Annotated in this window: 19 protein-coding genes and 1 pseudogene; 8 read left to right on the forward strand and 12 right to left on the reverse strand. The window is 61.6% G+C overall.

Translation table 11 applies throughout. From position 1 onward, the window contains the following. Positions 1 to 49 precede the first annotated feature (49 nt). From MTX36_RS26160 to MTX36_RS26170, 3 genes are all read left to right on the forward strand, one after another. Entirely contained in the window at positions 50 to 919 is an 870-nt protein-coding gene (locus tag MTX36_RS26160) for an Rv3717 family N-acetylmuramoyl-L-alanine amidase (RefSeq protein WP_243622590.1), read from the forward strand. 84 nt (positions 920 to 1,003) lie between these two features. Next, entirely contained in the window at positions 1,004 to 1,234 is a 231-nt protein-coding gene (locus MTX36_RS26165) for a hypothetical protein (protein ID WP_243622591.1), read from the forward strand. Then, on the forward strand, positions 1,234 to 2,709 hold the full coding sequence (locus tag MTX36_RS26170; RefSeq protein WP_243622592.1) for an alpha/beta hydrolase: 1,476 nt from the start codon (positions 1,234 to 1,236) through the stop codon (positions 2,707 to 2,709). Before MTX36_RS26165 ends, MTX36_RS26170 begins: the two co-directional genes overlap by 1 nt. Before the next feature lie 7 nt (positions 2,710 to 2,716). On the opposite strand, the gene MTX36_RS26175 is transcribed toward MTX36_RS26170, so the two are convergent. Next, complete coding sequence (locus tag MTX36_RS26175; RefSeq protein WP_243622593.1) at positions 2,717 to 3,151, reverse strand: SRPBCC family protein; 435 nt, start codon at positions 3,149 to 3,151, stop codon at positions 2,717 to 2,719. Between the two features lie 303 nt (positions 3,152 to 3,454). Here MTX36_RS26175 and MTX36_RS26180 point away from each other — a divergent pair, with 303 nt between their 5' ends. Then, a complete protein-coding gene (locus tag MTX36_RS26180) occupies positions 3,455 to 4,900 on the forward strand; it encodes an FAD-binding oxidoreductase (protein ID WP_243622606.1) in 1,446 nt (481 codons plus the stop codon). Next, a complete protein-coding gene (locus MTX36_RS26185) occupies positions 4,897 to 6,198 on the forward strand; it encodes a class I SAM-dependent methyltransferase (protein ID WP_243622594.1) in 1,302 nt (433 codons plus the stop codon). Before MTX36_RS26180 ends, MTX36_RS26185 begins: the two co-directional genes overlap by 4 nt. A 68-nt stretch (positions 6,199 to 6,266) precedes the next feature. Here MTX36_RS26185 and MTX36_RS26190 read toward each other — a convergent pair whose 3' ends face one another. The 4 genes from MTX36_RS26190 to MTX36_RS26205 form a co-directional block, all read right to left on the reverse strand. Further along, entirely contained in the window at positions 6,267 to 8,387 is a 2,121-nt protein-coding gene (locus MTX36_RS26190; RefSeq protein WP_243622607.1) for a 3-hydroxyacyl-CoA dehydrogenase NAD-binding domain-containing protein, read from the reverse strand. Positions 8,388 to 8,449: 62 nt separating this feature from the next. Continuing rightward, positions 8,450 to 9,664 carry an acetyl-CoA C-acetyltransferase gene (locus tag MTX36_RS26195; protein ID WP_169632476.1) on the reverse strand — a complete coding sequence of 405 codons (1,215 nt, stop codon included), beginning with the start codon at positions 9,662 to 9,664 and terminating at the stop codon, positions 8,450 to 8,452. Positions 9,665 to 9,997: 333 nt separating this feature from the next. After that, positions 9,998 to 11,521 (reverse strand): glycoside hydrolase family 5 protein, encoded by a 1,524-nt coding sequence (locus tag MTX36_RS26200; RefSeq protein ID WP_243622595.1) that lies wholly within the window; start codon positions 11,519 to 11,521, stop codon positions 9,998 to 10,000. A gap of 193 nt (positions 11,522 to 11,714) precedes the next feature. Further along, the gene (locus MTX36_RS26205; RefSeq protein WP_243622596.1) at positions 11,715 to 13,862 is read right to left on the reverse strand and encodes a DNA polymerase III subunit gamma and tau; all 2,148 of its coding nucleotides are present in this window, start codon (positions 13,860 to 13,862) and stop codon (positions 11,715 to 11,717) included. A 152-nt stretch (positions 13,863 to 14,014) separates the two neighbouring features. On the opposite strand from MTX36_RS26205, the gene MTX36_RS26210 reads away from it, so the two are divergent. Then, on the forward strand, positions 14,015 to 15,325 hold the full coding sequence (locus MTX36_RS26210) for an ammonium transporter (RefSeq protein WP_243622597.1): 1,311 nt from the start codon (positions 14,015 to 14,017) through the stop codon (positions 15,323 to 15,325). Positions 15,326 to 15,330: 5 nt separating this feature from the next. Here MTX36_RS26210 and MTX36_RS26215 read toward each other — a convergent pair whose 3' ends face one another. From MTX36_RS26215 to MTX36_RS26245, 7 genes are all read right to left on the reverse strand, one after another. After that, a complete protein-coding gene (locus MTX36_RS26215; protein ID WP_243622598.1) occupies positions 15,331 to 16,494 on the reverse strand; it encodes a thiolase family protein in 1,164 nt (387 codons plus the stop codon). A gap of 30 nt (positions 16,495 to 16,524) precedes the next feature. Beyond that, the gene (locus MTX36_RS26220; protein WP_243622599.1) at positions 16,525 to 17,310 is read right to left on the reverse strand and encodes a crotonase/enoyl-CoA hydratase family protein; all 786 of its coding nucleotides are present in this window, start codon (positions 17,308 to 17,310) and stop codon (positions 16,525 to 16,527) included. Further along, a complete protein-coding gene (locus MTX36_RS26225; RefSeq protein ID WP_243622600.1) occupies positions 17,307 to 18,071 on the reverse strand; it encodes an SDR family NAD(P)-dependent oxidoreductase in 765 nt (254 codons plus the stop codon). Before MTX36_RS26225 ends, MTX36_RS26220 begins: the two co-directional genes overlap by 4 nt. A gap of 5 nt (positions 18,072 to 18,076) precedes the next feature. Further along, complete coding sequence (locus MTX36_RS26230; protein WP_243622601.1) at positions 18,077 to 19,225, reverse strand: acyl-CoA dehydrogenase family protein; 1,149 nt, start codon at positions 19,223 to 19,225, stop codon at positions 18,077 to 18,079. Positions 19,226 to 19,293: 68 nt separating this feature from the next. After that, positions 19,294 to 20,481 carry a CaiB/BaiF CoA-transferase family protein gene (locus tag MTX36_RS26235; RefSeq protein ID WP_243622602.1) on the reverse strand — a complete coding sequence of 396 codons (1,188 nt, stop codon included), beginning with the start codon at positions 20,479 to 20,481 and terminating at the stop codon, positions 19,294 to 19,296. After that, positions 20,478 to 21,800 (reverse strand): MFS transporter, encoded by a 1,323-nt coding sequence (locus tag MTX36_RS26240; RefSeq protein WP_243622603.1) that lies wholly within the window; start codon positions 21,798 to 21,800, stop codon positions 20,478 to 20,480. Before MTX36_RS26240 ends, MTX36_RS26235 begins: the two co-directional genes overlap by 4 nt. A gap of 193 nt (positions 21,801 to 21,993) precedes the next feature. Then, positions 21,994 to 22,998, reverse strand: a complete 1,005-nt coding sequence (locus MTX36_RS26245; protein WP_243622604.1) for a LysR family transcriptional regulator — start codon at positions 22,996 to 22,998, stop codon at positions 21,994 to 21,996. A gap of 101 nt (positions 22,999 to 23,099) precedes the next feature. Here MTX36_RS26245 and MTX36_RS26250 point away from each other — a divergent pair, with 101 nt between their 5' ends. After that, positions 23,100 to 24,095 (forward strand): AraC family transcriptional regulator, encoded by a 996-nt coding sequence (locus MTX36_RS26250; protein ID WP_243622605.1) that lies wholly within the window; start codon positions 23,100 to 23,102, stop codon positions 24,093 to 24,095. A gap of 161 nt (positions 24,096 to 24,256) precedes the next feature. Continuing rightward, positions 24,257 to 24,367 (forward strand): annotated as a pseudogene (locus MTX36_RS26255) (3-keto-5-aminohexanoate cleavage protein); the annotation flags it as partial.

Raw genomic sequence — 24,367 nt, forward strand, 5'->3', positions numbered from 1 at the left:
CTACAGAGTTATCCACACCAGGGTAGTCGGTGCGCGCTACCGTGAGCGGGTGCGCCGGAACCAGTCAAATCACCGTGAACTCTCGTCAACGATATTGCGTTGCACTGCCGTCTCGATCGGCCTCGCTGCCGCACTCGCCACCGCGGGCTGCACGATCCCCACCGAGACCACTCAGGCCGGCCCGGTCAGCACTGCGGCCGCGACAGCAGCAGCGGTCGCTGTCAGCCTTTCCGAGACCACCGCCGTTCCCAGAGCCAACACCGTTCCCGAGACTCTCGTCGGCAAGGTCGTCTTCCTCGACCCCGGACACAGCGGCTCGAACGACGCATCCATCAACACCCAGGTTCCTACCGGGCGCGGCGGAACCAAGAACTGCCAAACCACCGGCACCAACACCGACGCCGGGTTCCCCGAGCACACCTTCAACTGGGAAGTCGCGAGCCTGGTCAAGAACGAACTCGAAGCCGAAGGTGCCACGGTCCTCCTGAGCCGACCCGATGACATCGGCGTCGGAGCGTGCGTCGACGCCCGGGCCAACTCGGCCAACGCGTCCGATGCCGACGTCGTGGTCAGCATCCACGCCGACGGAGCCACGGCGAGTGCCGAAGGCTTCCACGTCTGCTATTCCGCCCCGCCGCTCAACCCCGTCCAGGCCGGACCGGCGGTGGCATTCGCGGAGACCATGCGCGACTCCCTCACCGATGCCGGTCTCACGCCATCCACCTATATCGGTGAGTACGGCCTTGCACCGCGCGCCGATCTCACCGGACTCAATCTCTCGCAGCGGCCGTCCATCCTCGTAGAGCTCGGAAATATGCGCAACGCCGACGAAGCCGCCCGCATGAGTAGTCCCGCCGGACAGGCTGAATACGCGTCGGCAGTATCGAACGGTGTGCAGGCTTTTCTGACAAGCCCGTAGTGCGTCATCTGTGGATAACTCACGGTCATCCACAGGCTCGAATTCAGTCCGTTCGAATCGGGTGCGGCCCGATACCGTTCTGGCATGGCCCCGCTCCTTCAAGCAGATCTCGAAGCACTACAACGGCTTTCGGGCGATCTACACAGTCATTCCGATTCGATCGCGGCCGTCGGCGCCGTCGACGGCGTTGCTGATGCCTATCGGTTTCTGTCCGGACGGGTCAGCGCATTCGCGTCAGGTGTTGCCGATACTGCCCGGTTGCTCGATGCCGCGGAACGTGACCTCGCAGCCGTCTTGCACGGAATTCAGTTCTGATGCGTCCCAACATCTCCGACGTTCACATGTGGTCGCCGGAACCACTACGAAGGTTGAGTTCGCACCTGATCGAAGCGGACCGGCAGGTCGAAGACATCCTCGACGAGATCCGTCGGCGGGCCGATGCCGAATTCACTGTTTGGAAAGGTGTAGGCGCAACCGCTGCCGGCGCCCACCTGTCGGGTACTCTCCGCACGTCCAGCCGCATATCCATTGTCGTGCGATCGATCGCGGACCTCTATGCCGGAGCGGCAAATACACTCGGACGCGCATACCTCGAGGCCAGGACAATTGCCGACGAGGCCTCATTTTCCGGGATGACCGTCACCAATATCGGCGAAGTGTTCCCGCCTTCCCCACTATCGCCGATCAATCTGGCAGATATTCTTCAGAACAACCAGTATGCCGAGGCGGCAGCAACTTTCGGCCGGACGCTCTCGGCAGCCCTCGACACCGTGGAATGTGTCGAGCATGAATCCGACGAAGCCTTGGCAATTGCATTTCGTCAACTCGCTGCACTGCTGGAGGCGCCGCCCGCTTTGGTCAGTGGCCCGATCATATTGCCGGACAACCCCACTGAACTCAGCGCATACTGGAATTCCCTCTCCCCCATTGAAAAGGATTCCCTGGCGACGCGCTTTCCGACGATCGGGAACCGTGACGGACTCCCCGCCCTGGACCGCGACTACTACAACCGCCGCTACCTGGACTCATTGAGCACCTCCCCGGATCGCACGTACGCCGCCGTCGCGTCGGAACTTCGCCCGGACATGTTCCTGCTGTCCTTGAGCACGGACGGACACGCCGTGATCGCCCTCGGAAACCCGGATACCGCAGACAATGTTGCGACACTCGTTCCCGGAACCGGAACCAGCCTCTCCGGAATCGGCGGGGACCTTGCGCGGACCACCGCCATGTTCAACTCGGCCCGGGCGGCAGCGCCAGGATCTGCCAACTCGGTCATCCTCTGGTCCGGATACAACGCTCCCCCAAGCCTTCCCGACGCAGGATTCGACAGCTTCGCCGACGGCGCCGCACCCGCACTCGACAAATTCCAGGACGGATTACGTGCTTCGCACGACGGCCCGGCCTCCCACAACGTGGTAATCGGGCACTCCTACGGCAGTACCGTCATCGGTGCCGCCACGACCGACGGCGCCTCACTCGATGTCGACGATCTTGTCTTCGTCGCCAGCCCGGGCGTCGACGCGGATCGAGTCAGCGACTTGAGACTCGATTCGATATCCGCTGCCGATATGGGCGAACATGTCTACGCAACAACAGCATTCTGGGATCCCGTGCAACTGGTACCGAAGGTCCTCGGAACACACGGATTCGATCCGTCCGACCCGAAATTTGGCGCTCAGGTCTTCGAGAGCGCACCGGGTGCACCCGGGCTGTCCATCCACGGCGAGTACTGGAATGCAGAAAATCCGGCCCTGAATACTCTGGGCCGGATCATCAGCGGGACGTGAAGGGTGCTTATCCGAGTTCACGCTTGAGGTTGTCGAGCACCTTCTTCTGGATGCTCTGCAAGCCCTTGGGTGCAAACGTCCGCTCGAAGAAGCCGCCGATACCCGTCGCGCCCTTCCACTGCGTCAACGTCGTCACCGTGGTACCGGCTCCGTTGGGAGCAACCGTCCACGTCGTCACCAAACTTGAGTTGGCGTCCTTCTCGGTGATGACGTTGCCGTCGACCGTGACGGTCGACTCGACGTTGCGTGAACGCTTCTCAGTTGCCTTGAGCGTCCACCGGACGACTGTTCCGTCGCCCTGTCCGCCTTCCACGACCTTGTAGTCGAGGTACTGCTCCGACAGAATGCGTGGGCGAACCGTCTCGTAATCCGTCAGTGCCGCAAGCACCGTCTCCGGTGCCGTAGCGACGACGATCGAACTATGTGCGCTGACCTGACCCATTTACCCTGCGTCTCCTTTTATCAACTACCGCGACTCGATTACCGCGGAATACGTACAAGTGGATTACCTGCCGCTCCGCACAGACACTTCTGCCAATACTGCCTGCTGCGGCCCGGTATCTCGACTATCTGACCCAATCGTGTGAGCTGGTTCACCAATGGGTATGGGAAACCTGTGCCCGTTTGCAACAACTCGATCAAATTCACCCAATTCGACCCCTCCCGATGGCCTCTGCCGAACGCGCGGGATAGCGTCGGGGGTGTGACTCTCTCTCTTAATGGGGTAGTTCCGAAGTTTTCCAGAATCCGGACAGGTCAACGTCCGGGTTCCGACGGCGCGCGTGAAACAGGTTTTGCGCAGCACCGGGAAGGCGTTGCGCGACTTCTCGCGTCGTATCACGCGATACCCCCCGACGGTTCGGTGCGACTGGCGAAGAAAACCTCCAATCTCTTCCGCGCCCGCGCCAAGACATCAACGCCCGGACTCGATGTCAGCGGCCTCACCGGCGTTATCGCTGTCGATCCCGTGGCACGGACCGCGGACGTCGCCGGCATGTGCACGTACGAAGATCTTGTCGACGCCACCCTCCCGTACGGCCTGGCGCCGCTTGTCGTGCCCCAACTCAAGACCATCACGCTCGGCGGCGCCGTCACCGGCCTGGGAATCGAATCCACATCCTTCCGGAACGGTTTGCCCCACGAATCCGTCCTGGAAATCGACATCCTCACCGGAAACGGCGACATCATCACCGCCACCCCTGAAGGTGAACATGCCGAACTGTTTTTCGGTTTCCCCAACTCCTACGGCACTCTCGGCTACTCGACACGGCTGAAGATTTCCTTGGAGCCGGTGAAAAAGTATGTGGCGCTGCGCCATCTGCGTTTCGATTCACTGAAGATACTCGAAACAACGATGGACCGCATCGTCACGGACCGTGAATACGACGGCGTCGCAGTCGACTACCTCGACGGAGTTGTCTTTACCGATACCGAGAGCTACCTCACTCTTGGTGTACAAACTGACGACGAAGGCCCGGTCAGCGACTACACAAACGAGAACATCTTCTACCGCTCCATCCAGCACCCGTCGCTGATACATCCCAAGACCGATCGCCTCACCATCCGGGACTACCTGTGGCGCTGGGACACCGATTGGTTCTGGTGCTCACGAGCCTTCGGGGCCCAGAACCCCAAGATCAGGCGCTTCTGGCCCAAGCAGTACCTCCGCAGTAGCTTCTATTGGAAGCTGATCGCCCTCGACCACAAGTACGACGTCGGCGATCGCCTCGAAAAGCGCAAGGGCAACCCCCCTCGTGAACGCGTCGTCCAGGACGTCGAGGTCCCGATCGAACGGACAGCAGATTTTGTTTCCTGGTTTCTCCAGGAAATTCCGATCGAGCCATTGTGGTTGTGTCCGTTACGCCTTCGCGAACCCAGCCCGGCCGCGGCCTCGGCTTCTCGACCTTGGCCCCTCTATCCGTTGGAACCCAAGCGCACCTACGTCAACATCGGCTTCTGGTCCTCGGTACCCATCGTTCCGGGCGAACGCGACGGCGCAGCCAATCGACTGATCGAAGAAAAGGTCAGCGACTTCGACGGGCACAAGTCGCTGTACTCCGACTCGTACTACTCGAGAGAAGATTTCGAAGCCCAGTACTACGGCGGCGACCGATACACCCATCTCAAGGAACGCTTCGACCCGAATTCCCGTTTATTGGATCTATTTTCTAAGGCGGTGCAACGTAAATGACCACGTTCAAGGATTCCAAAAACCAAGAAAAGCTCTCCATCGCGGAGATACTAGAGACACTTTCCGACGGCATGTTGCCGCTACGATTTACCGCGTACGACGGATCCGTCGCCGGACCGGAAGATGCCGACTACGGGCTGCACCTCAAGTCGACACGCGGAACCACTTATCTTGCAACAGCTCCCGGCGATCTCGGCATGGCCCGGGCCTATGTCTCCGGAGACCTCGAAGCCGAGGGGGTTCATCCCGGCGACCCCTACCAGATCCTGCGCGTCATGGGCGACGAACTGCACCTCAAAAGGCCGTCCGCATTGACGCTGGCCAGCATCACGCGCTCTCTCGGATGGGATTTACTGCGCCCCATCGCTCCGCCGCCGCAGGAACACCTCCCGCGCTGGCGCCGCGTCGCAGAAGGATTACGCCACTCCAAAACTCGTGACGCCGAAGTCATTCACCATCACTACGATGTCTCGAACACCTTCTACGAGTATGTCCTCGGCCCGTCCATGACGTACACGTGCGCTACCTACGAGAACACCGAACAGTCTCTCGAATCGGCCCAGGAAAACAAGTACCGCTTGGTGTTCGAAAAGCTCGGGCTGAAAGAGGGTGACCGCCTCCTCGACATCGGCTGCGGCTGGGGGTCGATGGTCCGCTACGCGGCACGTCGGGGCGTCAAGGTTATCGGCGTGACCCTCTCACGCGAACAGGCCGACTGGGCACAGAAAGCCATCGAAGACGAGGGGCTCGCGGACCTCGCCCAGGTCCACTTCTCCGACTATCGCGATGTAGCCGAAACAGGTTTTGACGCAATATCTTCCATCGGGCTGACCGAGCACATCGGCGTCGGAAACTACCCGGCGTACTTCGAATTCCTCAAGGACAAACTGCGCGAAGGTGGGCGCCTGCTCAACCACTGCATCACGCGTCCGGACAACCGCGGCAGCGCCAAGGCCGGCGGTTTCATCGACCGGTACGTCTTCCCCGACGGGGAGCTCACCGGATCGGGCCGCATCATCTCCGAGATCCAGAACGTGGGACTCGAAGTGCGACACGAGGAGAACTTGCGCGAGCACTATGCATTGACCCTCGCCGGCTGGTGCCAGAACCTCGTCGACAATTGGGACGCCTGCGTCGCAGAGGTCGGCGAAGGCACCGCTCGCGTCTGGGGCCTCTACATGGCCGGCTCCCGCTTGGGCTTCGAGCGCAATGTGGTTCAGCTGCACCAGGTTTTGGCCGTCAAACTCGGCGCCAAGGGCGAAGCGCATGTGCCACTGCGCCCGTGGTGGAAGGGGTAGGGAGCTCCGCCCCCTGTACGCCTTTTTGGTAGTAACCGCTACCAAAAAGGCGCACAGGGGCTACGCCCCTACTTCAGCGACTCCGGCGGGGTGAACCGCTCGCCGTACTTGACAGCCAATTCCTGCGCGCGAGCGACGAATCCAGCCTTGCCACCCTCGTAGCCGGTGACGAACTGGCTGACGCCACCCGTCCAGGCCGGGTAGCCGATACCCATGATGGAGCCGATGTTGGCGTCGGCGGTGGTCATGAGAACACCCTCGTCGAAGCACTTCTGTGTCTCGATTGCCTCGATGAACAGCATGCGATCGATGAGATCCTGGATCGGAGCATCCGAGGTTCCGGACTTGAAGTTCTCTCGCAGTCCGGACCAGAGGCCAGTGCGCTTGCCTTCGGCGTAGTCGTAGAATCCAGCGCCTCCGAGACGGCCGGTGCGGCCCGCGTCGACGATGAAGTTGATGACTCCGCCGGCCGGATCTGCCGGGAGCTCCCGACCTTCGGCCTTGGCTGCGTCCGCGTTTTCCTTGCGAATCTTCTGCATCAGGGTGAGGTTGAGCTCATCCGAAAGCTGAAGCGGTGCAGCCGGGTAACCGGCCTGCATACCGGCCTGCTCGACGGTGGCCGGGTCGATGCCCTCGGCAACCATGCCGATGGCCTCGTTGATAAACGTGCCGATGACGCGCGAGGTGAAGAAGCCACGCGAATCGTTGACGACGATCGGCGTCTTGCGAATTGCCTGGACGTAGTCGAATACGCGAGCCAGAGCCTCGTCGGACGTCTTCTCACCGCGAATGATCTCCACCAGCGGCATCTTGTCGACGGGAGAGAAGAAGTGGATTCCGATGAAATCTTCCGGACGCTTCACGCCGGTGGCGAGGCCCGTGATGGGCAGCGTCGAGGTGTTGGAGCCGAGCAGTGCGTTGGGTGAGGTGATGTCCTCGATCTCCTGGAAGACCTTGTGCTTGAGCTCCTGGCTCTCGAAAACTGCCTCGATGACGAAGTCGACGCCGGCAAAATCTGCCGGGTCAGCCGTCGGGGTGATCTTGGCGAGCAGTGCGTCGGACTTCTCCTGCGTGGTCTTGCCGCGCGAGAGTGCCTTGGCCTCAATGGCTTCGGAGTACGCCTTACCCTTGTTTGCAGCCTCGATGGTGACGTCCTTGAGGACGACCTCGTAGCCTGCCTTCGCGGAAACGTACGCGATGCCGGCGCCCATCATGCCGGCGCCGAGGACACCGATCTTGGTGATCGGGGTCTTGGCGATGTCCTTCGGACGCGAGGCGCCGGAGCCGATCGCCTGCAGGTCGAAGAAGAACGCCTGAATCATGTTCTTCGCAGTACGCCCGGTAACGAGGGACGTGAAGTACCGTGCCTCGATGATCAGTGCGTTGTCGATGTCGACCTGCGAACCCTCGACAGCTGCGGCCATGATGGCGCGCGGAGCCGGCATGGGAGCACCCTTGAGGGTCTTACGCAGGTTCGCCGGGAATGCCGGAAGGTTGGCTGCAAACGCCGGAGTGGCCGGAGTTCCGCCCGGGATCTTGTAACCCTTCTTGTCCCAAGGCTGTACGCCGCCTTCGGGATTCGCCTTGATCCATGCCTTCGCAGCGGGAACCAGTTCTTCGATCGAACCGACAACCTCGTCGACGAGGCCGACTTCCTTGGCCTCGACCGGTCCGCGCTGCTGGCCCTGAAGCAGGACGCCCATGAGCGCGTTCTGCAGGCCGAGCATACGAACAGTGCGGACAATGCCACCGCCACCGGGGAGCAGACCGAGGGTGACCTCGGGCAGGCCGATCTTGACGCCCTTGACGTCGGCTGCGATGCGGTAGTGGGTTGCCAGAGCGATTTCGAGCCCGCCGCCCAGTGCCGCGCCGTTGATGGCCGTGACAACCGGCTTGCCGAGGGTCTCGAGGCGACGCAGAGCCGCCCGGATGACACCGACCTCTTCGAAGATTTCGGGAGCCTGGTCGGGGCCCACCTTGATCATGTTCTTGAGGTCACCACCGGCGAAGAAGGTCTTCTTGGCAGAAGTGAGGACAACTCCGGTGATGGAGTCCTTCTCGGCGTACAGGCGATCGACGGTAGCGCCCATCGACTGCTTGTACAGGTTGTTCATGGTGTTGGCGCCCTGGTTGGGGTCGTCCATGGTGAGCACGACGATGCCGGCGGAGTCCTGCTCCCAGTTGATCATGTTGTTCTCGGTCACGCTGATTCGTCTCCTGGTAAGTCCGAGTGAAGAAGGGGGCAGGTCTCTTAGACGCGTTCGATGATGGTGGCAACGCCCATGCCGCCACCGATGCACAGCGTGATGAGTGCGCGCTTGCCGCCGCGACGCTCGAGTTCGTCGACCATCGTGCCGAGAATCATTGCGCCGGTTGCACCGAGCGGGTGACCCATGGCGATAGCGCCGCCGTTGACGTTGAGCTTCTCGTCCGGGATGTTCATGTCCTTCTGGAACTTCAGGACGACGGAGGCGAAGGCCTCGTTGATCTCGAAGAGGTCGATGTCGTCGACCGTCAGGCCGGCCGCGGCCAGAACCTTCTTCGATGCCGGGGTGGGGCCGGTCAGCATGATCGTGGAGTCGGCACCGCTGGTGGCGGTAGCAACGACGCGGGCGCGCGGGGTCAGACCCATGTCCTTACCGGCTTGCTCGCTGCCGACGAGCACGAGTGCCGCACCGTCGACGATTCCCGAACTGTTTCCACCGTGGTGAATGTGGTTGATCTTTTCGATCCAGTGGTACTTCTGCAGCGCTACGGCGTCGAAGCCGCCGATTTCACCGACAACACCGAACGCCGATGCCAGGCCGGCGAGGCCTTCGACCGTGGTTCCGGGACGCATGTGCTCGTCGTTGTCGAGGACGGTGATCCCGTTCATGTCCTTGACCGGAACAACGGACTTGGCGAAGTATCCGCCGGTCCACGCCTTCGCAGCAAGATCCTGCGAACGCACTGCGTACGCGTCGACGTCGTCACGCGAGAAGCCCTCGATGGTGGCGATAAGGTCTGCGCCGACGCCCTGAGGAACGAAGTAGTTGTCGTAGTTGGTCGCGGGATCCAGCGCCCAGGCGCCGCCGTCGCTGCCCATCGGAACGCGGGACATCGACTCGACGCCACCGGCGATCACCATCTCGTCCCAGCCCGAGCGGATCTTCTGAGCAGCCATGTTGACTGCCTCGAGACCCGATGCGCAGAAACGGTTGAGCTGCACGCCACCGACGGTGTCCGGCAACTTGGCGTCGTTGACCGCGATGCGCGCAATATCCATGCCCTGATCGCCCACCGGAGTGACGACGCCCAGGATGAGGTCGGAGATCCGATCCTCGTCGAGATCAGGGAAGCGCACGCGCAGTTCCTGGATCAGACCCGTGACCAGCGAGATCGGCTTGACCGAGTGCAACGAACCGGTCTTCTTGCCGCGGCCTCGCGGGGTACGGATGGCTTCATAAATGAATGCCTCTGTGGTCACTGTGAGGTGTTCCTTCCATGTATGCGTCGACCCTGTTTGCGTCGAACCGGTCTGCCTCGGCCGAGCCCGTGTGTACGGCGCTCAGCCCACTGCAAACCTCAGCCCTCCCACTCTAGAACGCGTTACAGAAATATGGGAAGGACTGAAGCGATCCTGCTCCGTGACCGAGGTGATCACGACGTCGGCCGTCGGTGGCCACCACCGGTTCCGACCTGCCCGATCCTGCCCCACAAACGCGGCCAGCGACACCCCCACACCGATGCGTCGAGAGTGTCGCCGGTACGTCGGACAGCAGTTGCCTGCTGTTCACGAAAAGCGATTATCTGTTGCTTTTCAGCCTGCGCACACCACATCGACCTGGTAGGCACCGGCAGCGGTTACCGGTACGGAAACCCGATAGCCCCCGTCGACCGAGCGAACCGCGGCAGCTCCGACGTTGGTTCCGGACACCGCCGGACTTCCACAACGCTCCGGCACCCACAGATCTGCTGAAACCCCAGTCCGGTCCGCGACACCCTCGACCTCGAGTGCCCCGGTCGGCACATCCGCCCGGATAGCTGTCAGCTCACCGGGAACTGCACGCGGGTACGCCCGGGCCAGGATTGGCAGCAGCGGATCGTTCGCCGGGAAGCTTGCCAGGCCGCCGAAAGTTCCGGGTTGGCAATCGGGACGGTTGCCGCGCAACTGAACGTTGTGCGGATCCCCGCAGGCCTGCTTCCACTGCCACCACGTACCGCCGATGAGGTAGGAATCCTCCGCCGCGGCGTATCGGACCAACTTGGGCGCGTCGTCGGCGGGATCGTCGGAGAAGAATCCCCATTCACCGGAGAAGAACGGAGTCCCGTAGTTGTCGGCTGCCTTCTGCGCGTTGGCAAAGCCTTCCTCGATGGTGCCCATCGCCAACGGCAGCGACTCGTTGTAGATGTGCGGCGCGTAGACGAGGTTGGAATCCGACGTGAATCCGGACGGACCCGAAGACGCCGAACCCGTAGAACCACCGCTGCCCGAAGAACCTGCGCTACCCGTCGACGGACCCGGCGTCGGCAGGATGCTCGACATCACCCCTGGCTCGAAGTACACCGTATGGCTGAATCCGCCCGGAACCGATGCTTCGGCCGCTCGGATAGCCGGAACCAGTCGGTCGTACATCTGGCCCAAGCGAACGTAATCGTTAAAACCGATAGCCAGACCGGGATTGGGCTCGTTGAGCAGGTCATATCCGACGACGGCCGGATCAGTGGCGAACCGGCGGGCCACGAACTCCCAGGATTTGATGAACTCGCCTTGGATCCCGTTCAGGTCGTTGTAGAAATTCTCGAACGACGTCTGAACCGCTACCGATACCTCACGGGAGTCCTCCAGCCGACACGTATATATCGGGTCCGTGATCGCCGTCGCCCACGCCGGGGCGCCGTCCCAACCGACTGCGGGCTTCATGAAACTCGGGCACACAGTTCCATCGGGCGAGTTGACCGCCGGACCCCAGGCATCCTGGTGCATGTCCAGAATGACACCGATATCGTGGATCTTCGCCCAGTTCACGGCCTCAGCGATCCGGTCGAGGTACGTGTCGTCGAAAACCCCGCGCTGCGGCTCGATCAGTGACCACGTGATGATCAGCCGAACCACGTTGAAGCCCTTGGCCGCGATTCCGGCAAAATCGGCTTCCGTCAGAGGCATCGTCGAGTCGAGGTCGGGAAACTCTTGGTAGTACTCACCGAGACCGTTGACGTTGACGCCTCGCAGGATGACCGTCCGCCCCTGATCATCGACGATTCGCGACGAGCCATCCGTGCTCGTGGACAATGTGGCCGGCGCCGGAACCGGCGGGGCCGCACCGGCGGATCCAACACCCACCACTCCTGCGCAGACAGCCGCGACGCACGCGGTCGCCAGCACTGTAGTCGTCTTCTTTCGCAGCCTGGACAGCATCTGCAGAACACCCACCTCACCTCGACACAAAGGGTCGACGGCAAAGCCATCGCCGCAATGATCGTATTGGTCAGATGTCCAACTTGTGGCCTTTTGCAAAAATTAGGGAAACTCTTGACTATTCGAGTTTGCGGGCTCCCAGAACATCCTTGAGAAGCTCTTTTGCTACTTCCTCCGGATCGCGTCGGGTACTCGGATCGCCAGGCTGCGCAGCCTCGGCAACCATCTGCTTCTCTTCCTCCGGCGTGGCCGCAGCAGGTGTCGCCTCGTAGTCGACCTCCGGTTCGGGGTCATCCGGATAGTCCGGGGCCTCGGGCGGCGGAATGTCGTCGGAACCGCGATCCGGTCCCCGCTGCGTGGACGTCGACGCCGGTGTCTGCGCCGCCCGCTCCTGGCTGGGTCGCGAAAAACGCGGCGCTGCCGCAGCACGAACGGGAGCCTCGGCAGGCTTCGCCGACGCAGCGGAAGCATGAACCGTCGGAGCGCCCTCCTGATACTCCACTTGCCAAGTGCCTCCGAACATTTCGGAAAGCACTTCACAAATGACCGCAGCATTGTGCGGCGAGGTGACACGGGCACCGAGCACCGGAGTGACATGCGCGATCACCAGCACCTGCCCCCTCACGTCATGAACTGTTGCGGCTGAGAGCATCGCGGGTAGAACCTTGTTTCGCTCACCCACCTTGTTGCGCAACGTGTTCCAGGCATCGCGCAAAACGTCAACGGTAGGACCGGCCGAAACTGGGGCTTCAGGTTCAGGTTCGACAGCAGGCTCGGGTTCGACTGCGGGTGCAGCTTCGACTACGGCCTCAGATTCGGCCACGACAACAGGCTCGTGAACTGGCTCAGGCTCGACAACGGGAGCCGGCGCGACTGGTTCAGGCGCGACAGACGCCGGTTCAGGCGCAGCCACAGGTACCGGCGCGACAACAGGCTCAGGCGCGACAGGCTCCGGTGCCGGCGTCACAACCTCTGCTTCCGGCTTACGCTGCGAGGGACGCTGGAACTTGGACTCGACCTCCGGAGCCGAGCCAGGTGCCTGAGCAACCGGTGCCACGTGTGCAGGTTGCGCGGGCTGCACAGATTGCGCCGGCGCCGCACCGGAACCCACTGCGGGAATACCTCTTTCGATTCGCTCCAACCGCTGAAGCACAGCCGATTCGGCATCCGATGCCGAAGGCAGCAGCATTCTGGCGCAGATCACTTCGAGGAGCAACCGCGGTGCAGTAGCGCCTCGCATCTCACCCAGACCAGCGTGGACTGTTTCGGCGAAACGCGTTAACGCAGCCGGTCCGACGCGCTGAATCTGCTCTCGCATCGTTACCAGTTCAGCCTCGGGAGCATCGACCAATCCGGTTTCGCTGGCATCGGGAACGGCCTGCATCAGGATGAGATCACGTAGACGCTCGAGCAGATCGAGGGCAAACCGACGCGGATCGTGACCAGCGTCCATGACACGTTCGATGGTTCCGAACAGTGCCGCACCGTCGCTGGCCGACAACGCATTTACTGCCTCGTCGATGAGCGCGACGTCGGTGACACCGAGAAGTGAGAGCGCGCGCGGGTACGTAACGCCTTCATCGCCGGCGCCGGCAAGAAGCTGATCGAGAATACTCAGGGAGTCACGCGGCGATCCGCCGCCGGCCTTGATGACCAACGGATAGACCGTCGGCTCAACGGGCACGCCCTCTTGCCCGCAGACTTTCTCCAGAAGCCCACGCATCGTGGACGGCGCCAGGAGACGGAAAGGGTAGTGGTGCGTACGCGAACGGATAGTCGGAAGAACCTTCTCCGGTTCCGTGGTCGCGAAGATGAAGATGAGGTGCTCCGGCGGCTCTTCCACGATCTTGAGCAGAGCGTTGAAGCCCGCCACCGTAACCATGTGAGCCTCGTCGATGATGAAGATGCGGTACTTCGACTCGACGGGGGCGTAAGAAGCTTTGTCGCGAAGCTCACGAGTGTCGTCGACACCACCGTGGCTGGCAGCGTCGAGCTCGGTGACGTCGACGTTTCCCGGCCCACCCGGACCGAGCGCGATGCAGGAATTACACACCCCACAGGGCGTCGACGTGGGGCCTTCCTTGCAGTTCAGCGACCGCGCCAAAATACGCGCCGACGACGTCTTTCCACAGCCGCGAGGGCCGGAAAACAGGTAGGCATGGTTAATGCGCTTTGCGTCGAGGGCGGTGCTCAGTGGTGCGGTGACATGTTCCTGCCCCACCACCTCGGCGAAAGTCGCCGGTCGATACTTCCGGTACAGGGCCACGCGCAAAGACTACCGGCGACGTACGACAGGTAAAAACCACTGGCTTTTGCGTCGAAACATGTTCGCAACACAATGGCAGTGCAGCGGAAACCACACACACGCATCGTGGGTTTCGTGCACGCGGACAGGTCCGTGTGTGGGAGGAGAAAACTGTGCCCGCCACCATCGACGCCGGAGCAACCGCCTGGCTGCTCGTCAGTACCGCCCTCGTTCTTCTGATGACACCGGGACTTGCCCTGTTCTACGGCGGCATGGTCCGTTCGACCGGCGTGCTGAACATGATCATGATGAGCTTCGTCTCCATCGCGCTCGTCACCGTGGCCTGGCTGTTCGTCGGGTACAGCCTGGTATTCGGCGACGATCACGGCGGCATCATCGGCGGACTCGAACACCTCGGCATGGCAGGCATCGACCCGTCGACCGTGCACGGGAACGTTCCGGAAGTGCTGTTCGCAACCTTCCAACTGACCTTCGCGATCCTGACCGCAGCACTCATCAGCGGGGCGATCGCGGATCGTGCGAAGTTCTCCGCCTGGATGATCTTCGTCCCGATCTGGTCGCTGCTCGTCTACGCACCCGTCGCCCATTGGGTGTGGAATCCGCAGGGCTGGCTCGCCCGGATGGGAGCACTCGACTACGCGGGTGGCCTCGTCGTCGAGATCGTCTCCGGCGCGTCGGGACTCGCGCTTGCCCTGGTCCTCGGCCAGCGAATGGGCTTCAAGGCCGAGTCGATGCGTCCGCACAACCTCCCGTTCGTCCTGCTCGGCGTCGGACTGCTCTGGTTCGGTTGGTTCGGTTTCAATGCCGGCTCCGCGCTCGCCGCCGACGGCATGGCCGCACAGATCTTCCTCAACACCTTGGTCGCGGGTTGCACCGGCCTACTCGGCTGGTTGTTCGTCGAACAGAATCGCGACGGCCACCCCACCACCTTCGGCGCCGCGTCGGGCGTCGTCGCCGGTCTGGTCGCCATCACGCCCTCTTGCGGAACCGTCAACATGTTCGGTGCCACGATCATCGGTTTGGTTGCCGGAATCGTCTGCTCGTACGCGGTGAGCTGGAAGCACAAACTCGGCTACGACGATTCCCTCGACGTTGTCGGCGTCCACCTCGTCGGCGGCATCATCGGATCGCTGATGATCGGTTTGCTTGCGACGGCTGTCATGACCGGTGGACCGGAAGGCCTGTTCCTCGGCGGCGGTTTCGCACAACTGGGCAAGCAGTTCGTCGGGGTCGTCGTGGTCGCACTCTACGCCTTCGGCGTCACCTACGGCCTCGGGAAACTCATCGACAAAACTTTCGGTTTCCGCATTTCGCGGGAAGACGAAGCCCGAGGCATCGACGTCGCCCTACACGCGGAGTCCGCCTACGAGCACGGTGTCCTCGGCCACGGTCCCATCGGTGGCCAGAACCCCAGCCCGTTCCTGCAGCGCGCCAAGGACGACCGCGAACGCGAACGCGACTGACGCACTCAGCCTGTCGCGCTCAGGTTCTCGAAGATGGTTGCGTTCGCCATACCGCCGCCCTCACACATGGTCTGGAGTCCGTAGCGAACTCCCTCGTCACGCAGGTGATGCACCAGCGTCGTGGCGATCCGAGCACCCGAACCTCCGAGCGGGTGGCCGATCGCGATTGCGCCGCCGTTGACATTCACACGGTCGGCCCGGGCGCCGGTCGCACGCATCCACGCCCCGACAACACTGGCGAACGCTTCGTTGACTTCGAAGGCACCGATGTCGTCCAGTTGCAGACCTGCCCGTTCGAGGACCCGGGCAGTGGCCGGAATCGGGCCGGCCAGCATGGTGACCGGGTCGTCGCCGATCACCGTGGCGGTATGCACCCGCGCCAACGGCACGAGTCCGAGTTCTTTCGCACGTTCGCTCGTCATCACCAGCAGCGCAGCGGCACCGTCCGAAATTTGCGACGAGTTTCCGGCAGTGATCCGGCCGTCTTCGACGAACGAGGGCTTGATTTGCCCCAGCTTCTCCGCCGTCGATTCCCGGCGGATTCCTTCGTCTGTCGAGAATTTTGTTCCGTCGGGTAGTGGAATCGACGCAATCTGGCGGTCGAAGCGCCCCTCATCGATCGCCCGAGCAGCACGCCTGTGCGATTCAAGGCTGTACTCGTCCAGCCAGGATCTGCTGAGATCGTATCGGGCAGCGAGAGTTTCAGCCCCCAGCCCTTGATTGAACTCCACTCCGTGGTACCGCTTCAGGATCGCGTCGGTGTAGGCGCTGCCAAGGCCAACTCTGCGCGCAGACCCCATCGGAATACGAGTCATGGACTCGACACCGCCGGCAACGGCAATGTCGTACTGACCCGAAATCACCCCGGCCGCAGCAAAATGTAGCGCTTGCTGACTCGATCCACACTGCCTTTCGATCGTGGTTCCAGCCACGTGTTCGGGCCATCCCGCAGCCAGAACTGCGTTACGCGCGATGTTCCCCGCCTGTTCCCCGACCTGCCCGACGCAACCCCACAGGACGTCATCGACTGCGTCGGCACTGATCCCGACTCGTTCGATCAACGCGTTCAGTACCGTCGCCGACAGGTCCACGGGATGGACCTCCGCGAGTTGCCCCTTCCGACGCCCCACCGGACTCCGAACAGCCTCTACCACTACAGCATCACGCATTGTCTTCTCCTAGTCTTTCTGTTTTCGCGGTCACGTCGCGGTCCAGATCGGCGCGCGTCCCGCAGCAAAAGCCGAAGCACCTTCACGGGCATCGTTCGAATCGAAAACGGGCATCACGATCTCGCGTGTCCGGGCAAACGCCTCGGCCGGCGCCCACGCCGGCGACTCGTCGATCACGCGCTTGCTGGCTCGTACGGCAAGTGGGCCGTTGGCGGCAATCTCCTCGGCGAGTTCGATGGCCGCCTGAAGTACTGTGCCTTCCGGCGCGAGGCGATTAACCAGTCCGAAAGGTTGCAATTCGACTGCAGTCATTGCCTTTCCGGTGAGTGCCATCTCGATCGCCACGGCCCGCGGAATCCGTCCGGGAAGCCTGGTCAATCCACCAGCCGCAGCCACCAGCCCACGCCGAACTTCCGGAAGCCCGAAGGTCGACGTCGGCGAAGCGACTATCAAATCGGCGGCCAGAGCTATCTCGAATCCACCGGCCAATGCAGGGCCATCTACCGCCGCGATCAACGGCTTGGTGGGCGGAGCCTCCACCAGCCCCGCAAAACCGCGACCCTCGACACGTGGGCTCTCCCCACGTAGAAATGCCTTCAAATCCATTCCAGCGGAGAAGAAACCGCCGGATCCGGCAATCACTCCAACTCTCAGAGAAGGGTCTGATTCCAGCCGGTCGACAGCTTGAGCAATCGCATGGGCAACCACACTGTCGACCGCATTACGGGCCTTCGGACGATTCAGAGTGATCACGAGCACCGAGCCGACAGCTTCGGTCAGTACCGATGCCTCCGTCATAGCAACCGCGGCACTCATCGCGGAGCCATTCGGATGGCACCGTCCAAGCGGATAGTTTCGCCGTTGAGCATTCCGTTCTCGATAATGTGCTCCGCCAGTGCCGCAAATTCTGCGGGGTCGCCGAGCCTACGCGGATGTGGGACCGACGACGCCAAGGCTTCACGAATATCGTCCCTCGCATTGAGGAGCAGCGGTGTGGCGAACACCCCTGGGGCAATTGTGCAGACTCGAATAGCCACGCCGGCAAGATCTCTGGCTGCCGGCAACGTCATGCCGACGATACCCGCTTTGGACGTAGCATAGTTGATCTGCCCGATCTGACCTTCGAACGCCGCAACGGATGCCGTCAAGACGCACACGCCGCGGTCACCTTCGAGTAGTTCGTTGGTGGCCATCGTCTCGGCCGCATACCGCAACACGTTGAATGTGCCGATCACGTTCAGGTTCACGACGGATTCGAAGGGTTCCAGCGGGGCGGCCTTTCCTTCCTTGGTGAGGATCCGCATCGGACGTCCACGGCCGGCGCAATGTACTACTGCCCGGACCGGTCCCCGTTCGGCCGCACTCGCGAAAGCCGCTGCGACAGCCTCTGAATCGGTCACATCGGTGGCCACAAAGTTTGCCGCCGGGCCGAGGGCCTGCGCTTGCTCGGCACCGGGCGACTGGGGAAGGTCGAGAAGGGTTACGGTAGCCCCGGATTCGACCAACCGAGTGGCCGTGGCCAGGCCGAGCCCGGAGGCCCCACCGGTGACGACTGCATTGATTTCTTTGATGTGCATGTCAGTTACAGTCCCATCGACTTCGAGATAACACTCTTCATTACTTCGCTTGTGCCACCGAAGATTCGGGTGACGCGGGCGTCGGTGTACAGACGCGCGATTGGGTATTCGCTCATGTAGCCGTAACCACCGTGGATCTGCAGACACTTGTCGATGACCCGGGCCTGCACCTCGGTGCAGAACAGCTTCGTCTTCGCTGCGTCGGCGGGACTGAGAGTTCCGGCATCGAGCGCGACAAGAGCCTGGTCGATCAATGCCTGACCAGCGGCAAGTTCTGTCGCACAGTCCGCGAGAACAAATTTCGTGTTCTGGAAGTCTGTGAGCGGCTTACCGAAAACAACGCGTTCCCTCGCATAATCGATGGCAAGGTCGACCGCTGCGGTCGCGGTCGCCTGAGCGGTGATGGCGATCGAGAGGCGTTCCTGCGGCAGGTTGTGCGCCAGCATGGAGAACGCGTTTCCCTCCTCCCCGAGGATGTTTCGAGCCGGGACTCGAACATTCTCGAAGAGCAGTTCAGCGGTGTCACTGGACTTCATGCCGATCTTGTGGAGGTTGCGTCCCCGGCTGAATCCCTCCATGCCCGCCTCGACCACGATCAACGACAGCCCACTACGCCGATTCTCGGTATTGCGTGAGGTACGTGCAACCACAATCACCAGATCTGCATTGATGCCGCCGGTAATGAACGTCTTACTGCCGTTGAGGATGTAGTCGTCACCCTCCCTTACTGCGGTAGTTGTCACGCCGGCCAGATCCGAACCGATTCCCGGTTCGGTCATCGCGATGGCACTGACCAGGCCGCCGTCCGCGAAACCCGGGAACCAGCGGTTGCGCTGCTCGTCGTTCGCATATTCCAGGAAGTACGGAAGTACGGTGTTGAGGTGTACCTGGAAGCCTCCGAGTGATGCAGCAGCGTAACCGATCTCCTCGTAGACAACCGTATTGAACAAGAAGCTGTCGATTCCTCCACCACCGAATTCTTCGGGCACCTGAAGACCGTTGATACCGATCTCCGCCGTCTTCCGGTAGAAGTCACGGGGGATGCAACCGGCTTCCTCCCAATCGGGAAGGTTGGGCACGATCTCCTTGGCGATGAACTGGCGCACCGAGTCTCGGAACGCGTCGTGGTCTTCGTTGAAAATGTTGCGTTGCATAGTAAATACCTTCGTTCTGGCAACGGGTCGATCCAGCTACAGGAACGACAGCAGTTGGGTTGCGGCCTTCAGTTGAGTGCGATCACGCCGTCAGCAGCGAGTGCGGAAATGGTCTCCGCCGCGTAGCCGAGTTCGAGAAGAAGTTCGCCGGTGTGCTGACCGAGATTGGGGGTTCCGGCAGTGGGAGGCTTCGGAATACTGGCAAGGTGCCACGGAGTGCCGAGAGTGGTAACCGATACGCCGTCCGGTTGACTCACCTCGATGAAGATCCCCGACGCCTCGACGTCCGGACTCCGCATCGCTTCGGCGTAAGTATTGATCTTGCCGGCGACAACACCGTTGGGCGTGAGCAAACCCATCGCCTCGTCGCTTGTCATCGTCGCGAACACGGAATGCAGTTCCGCGAGCATCGCCGTACGGTTCTCCACGCGCGCTTTGTTATTGGCAAATCGCGGATCGTCTGCAAGTTCCGATCGCCCCAACAATTCACACAGTCGCCGGAAGTGAATCTCGGAGTATGCGGAGAGGACAAGACTTCCGTCCGTGGTCGGCATGATGTCCGCGGCCGGCGCGACGGTCGGTTGCCCGTTGCCCCGACGCTTCGGCTCCTGCCCCGTCGCCAGGTAGGCACCCCAGTTCGGAGCCTGGAGGTGGATGGCCACTTCGAGCAGCGACACCTCCACGGTGTCACCCTCACCGGTACGCAATCGCCGGATGTATGCACCGAGAATCGCCTGAGCACACACGTAAGCAGTTGCCGCATCTACGATTTGGGATCCAACCTTCTGCGGTTCCCCGTCGGATTCTCCGGTCACCCACATCAGACCACTCTCGGCCTGCGCGGCGATATCGAGCCCGGCACGGAATTTCGAAGGGCCGTGCAGTCCGAAGCCACTGACTGTCGCGTAGACGATCTCCGGATTCCTCGATCGCACGTCGTCGGCTCCGAGTCCGAACGAATCCATCACACCGGGCCGGAGATTCTGCAGGACAATATCGGCACCCGCGATCAACTGCCGCGCAATCTCTTGTCCACGGGGGTCTTTCAGATCGACTGCGATGTCACGCTTGTTGCGGTTGTACGTCTGCAACATCGCGTCGCCGTGAGGTCCGATGCCTCGAGCTGCCTCGCCGTGAATGGGCTCGACCTTGATGACATCGGCCCCCAGGTCTACGAGCACCTGCGCGGCTGCCGGAGCTGCGATGAACTGACCGAAGTCGATGACGCGGACTCCGTCCAAAGGCTGGTCTGTCATGCTGACTCCTCGACTCGACTGCGAATGAGATTGATGTCGCGCTCCGGATTGACCATGAAGACCGCGATGGCACTGCCGACGATCATCAGGATTCCGCTCATGAGGAATCCGGTTCCGTAGCCGGTGATCTTGTCGACGGAGTTGCCGACCGAGAACCCGAGCACCAGTGGTGCTGCCATACCGGAGATGCTCGAAACAGCGCCCAGCCCACCAAGAACCATGCCGCGCTTCTTCGACTGCACAACATCGGCGATGGCCGCCAGTGCCACACCGAAGGCTGCGGTGTTGAGCGAGAATGCCAACGAGATCAAAATGATCTGCAGGACGCCTTGCTGGAGCAGGGTAAATCCGACCATCGCGATACCGGCACTGGAAATGAGGCCGGCCGAAAGGTAGCCGCGGGCAACACGACGGCTGACACCGCGGGAGATCAAACGGTTCGACAGCCAACCGGCGCCGATCGCACCACCGGCGGCAAGTGCGTAAGGCAGCATCACGAGCCGGCCCGTGGTCAGAGTGTCGTAGCCCAAACCGTCGGTCAGGTAGACCGGGAGCCACGACACTTTGAGAGTGGTGGACCAGTACGAGCAGAACATCAGAAGTGCGATGCCGGCGACCGTGCCGGTCTTGAGAATGACGCGGTACGGCGCATCCACGGTATCCACGACAATGGCGGATTGCTGCTCCGAAGACGGCTGGGCCGCAGTGAGTTCCGCGGGCGCAGCCCGGCCCAGAATCAGCCAGCCCACGACCCAGGCCAACCCCATGGCAATGAGCACGTAGAAGGCGGCATGCCAACTCCAGGCAACGATGATCCACGTCAGCACCGGGGCTGCGATCAGAGTGCCGATCGAGGCACCAGCTGTTACGAAACCTCCGGGCATAGCTCGCTTTTCCGGAGGAAACCACGAATGGACTGCGTGGTTCGCAAGAGCAAACGCCGGACCTTCGGCAAAGCCGAGGACAACCCGGCAGGCAATCAGTACACCGAAACTGACCGGACTGAGTAGCGGAACCATCGTGGCAACCCAGATCAGCACCAACCCGGCCAGTAGCCACCGGATGTTCACCCGGGAAGACAACGCGCCGAAGATCAAAGCGCCGGCAGCGAAGAGCCAGAAGAAGCTGCTTTGAACGAGGCCGAACTGCTGAGGCGACAACCCCAGGTCCTTCTGAATTTGTACGCCGGCAAAGGCGATAACCGATTTGTCGGCATGGTTGATGAGCATGAAGATGACGAGCATTCCGGTGATCACCCAGGCACGGCGCATCGTCGATGGCGGCGACTTCGAGAGGGTGGTCGCAAGCGTTTGTGTCATGAGGTCCCTTCGAGAACGGAACGGATCACCTCACAAGTGGACAGCAGCGGTGTGCTCTGAACTTTCCTGGCAGGGACCGTCCGGCTGGAAGATGCGACCTGCGCCCACATTGGGTGTGACTTGGTACACACCATTCAAGGCCGCGGGACCGATACGGTCAAAGACGAAAGAACTGGGAAGTCACTGCAATTACCTATATATCGAGAGCGGTCCGGGCGTTCTCGTCCCGCATGCGACTGTCCGTCGCATCTCGGATAAATTTCGCCGAATCAACAAGCGACCGTCCAGTTTTCATCTGTTCGGCGATGGCCTCGGCAAATCCCGCGATCGAGTCTCGCGAGCAAGTCAAGAATTGATCGGCGGCCTCACTCATCCGGCCCGGCCGGGAAATGACCCCCATCCGGCGTGTCATCGCCGGAGACAGTTCCCGCACGACGCCGCCACGCAACAACGCGTCGAGGCCGCTACGCAACGGAACAATGGCTGACCCGCCGCCGGAGAGAACGATGGGGAGCACTGCGCCGCGGTGCCGGACCTCGACAGCCACATCGGGCTCCACCCCGTTGAGCCGCAACGAGTGATCGATGAAGTCGCGGTCCGGCGTACCCCGCTCGCTCATCACGAACGAAACACCGGAAAGTTTGCCTACCGGAACCGGATCCGGCCAGCGAGCCTCAGTACCCGGCGGGGAAACGAGGACCAACTGCTGATCGATCAACTCCTCGCTCTCCAGATTCTCCGTAGGCATTGGTAGGGACAGAAAGCCCAGTTCACATGCGCCGGATCGAACCAGCGCAACAACATCGGCAGTGGAATCGCGCTCCTCGACATGAAAGCGGACTTCCGGATGCCGGCGACGAAACTTCGAAACCCACACAGACAAGGGATCGGAGCAGAGATCCGACAGTGACGCAATGTCGATACGACCGCCACGCATTGCTCCGACATCCCGCACCGCAGTTTCCGCGGAAGCAACTTCCCGGAGGATCATTCGCGCCGGACCCACCAACGCCTCCCCTGCCGGCGACAGCACCAATCCTCGTCCGACACGATGAAACAACTCTGTGCCGAGATCACTCTCCAGCTTTCGCACTGCCTGGGAGAGCGAGGGCTGCGCGACTCGGAGTTCGCTAGCCGCTCGCGTCACGCCGCCGCAGTCGACAACTGCAAGGAAGTACTCCATTTGACGAAGATCCATGTGCTGAATCTACGTCTTCGGCAACAGTGCACAGATCTCGATTTCGCAATATCCGCTACGGCTATTGACGGATCGGGTCACGATGCTTGACGGTATGAGACATGCTGAAGTTACGTAGCGCGGTTCTGAACGGATACGTCGAGGTCGCAGAGTCGGTGGGACTGAACCCCTACCCACTGATGCGAGTCTCGGGGATCGACCCGGCAACGTTTGCGGCAACCCAGGGATGGATTGCCGCGAAGTCGGTGAGCGAACTGCTCGAACTCTCCGCATCCCAGTCCGGCCGCGACGATTTCGGCATCAGGATGTCCGGCGATCGCGGTGTATCAAATCTCGGACCCGTGGGACTGATTGCCCGCGAAGAGCCGGACGTTCGCAGCGCCCTGGGAATTGTCTTGCGCCACATGAACTTACATAACGAGGCAATTCGTCTGAGCTTGACCGAATCGCGGGGGCTGGCCACGATTCAAGTCTTGTCGGCAGAAGGGATAACCCTCGGGCAGCAGTCGATCGAGCTGGTCGTCGCATCAATCGTCCGGATCCTGTCCGACTTCTTGCCCGATGGATGGCTTCCGGTATCAACCTGCTTCACCCATGCGATGCCGGCCGATAACACCAGGCACATTCAGGCCCTTGGCCCGTCCATCTCCTTCAATCACGAGATTGACGGGATCATCATTGCTACAAGCGATTTGGACGCACCAAACCGACTGTCCAACCCAGTTCTACGGCCATACGCCCAGGAATACCTCGGACTACTCGCGCCACCCGAGAACCCCTCCACCGTCGGACAGGTCCGAGATCTAATTGCGACCCTCCTACCCACTGAGCATTGCTCGGCCACCCGAATCTCCCACAGCCTGGGAATAGACCGACGCACGCTACACCGACGATTGGCCCAGGCCGGGGAAAGCTACTCCTCGATCCTGGACTCGGTTCGCAAAGAGCACGCACGCGCATCAATCGAACGTGGGGATCACTCACTCACCGAGATTTCCACGGAACTCGGATTCTCGGAGCTGAGCGCATTCTCCCGATGGTTCCGTCAACAATTCGGATCGAGCCCGAAGGCCTGGTCGGAACTTCAACTCGAGTAAACGAAAAATTTACGACGCCCCAAACCGTCAATATTTTCGTCCCAATCCGTCAAGTATGACGCCCTCAACCCCGCTATCGTGATCTGCATCACCTCGAAGTTCCAGTGCCGGTCACATCACAGGCATTCGGTTCTCGCAGCCCTCACGATTGGAGTCACGTTATGCATTTCCACGACGACGCACTGTTCCCCGAGACCCAGGAAAAGCTGGTCATCACCGTCGCACCGTACGGCCCTGAATGGGAACCGGACGACTTCGCCGAAGACCTGCCC

This window comes from Rhodococcus sp. ARC_M6 (assembly GCF_022810305.1).
Lineage (GTDB): Bacteria > Actinomycetota > Actinomycetes > Mycobacteriales > Mycobacteriaceae > Rhodococcus_F.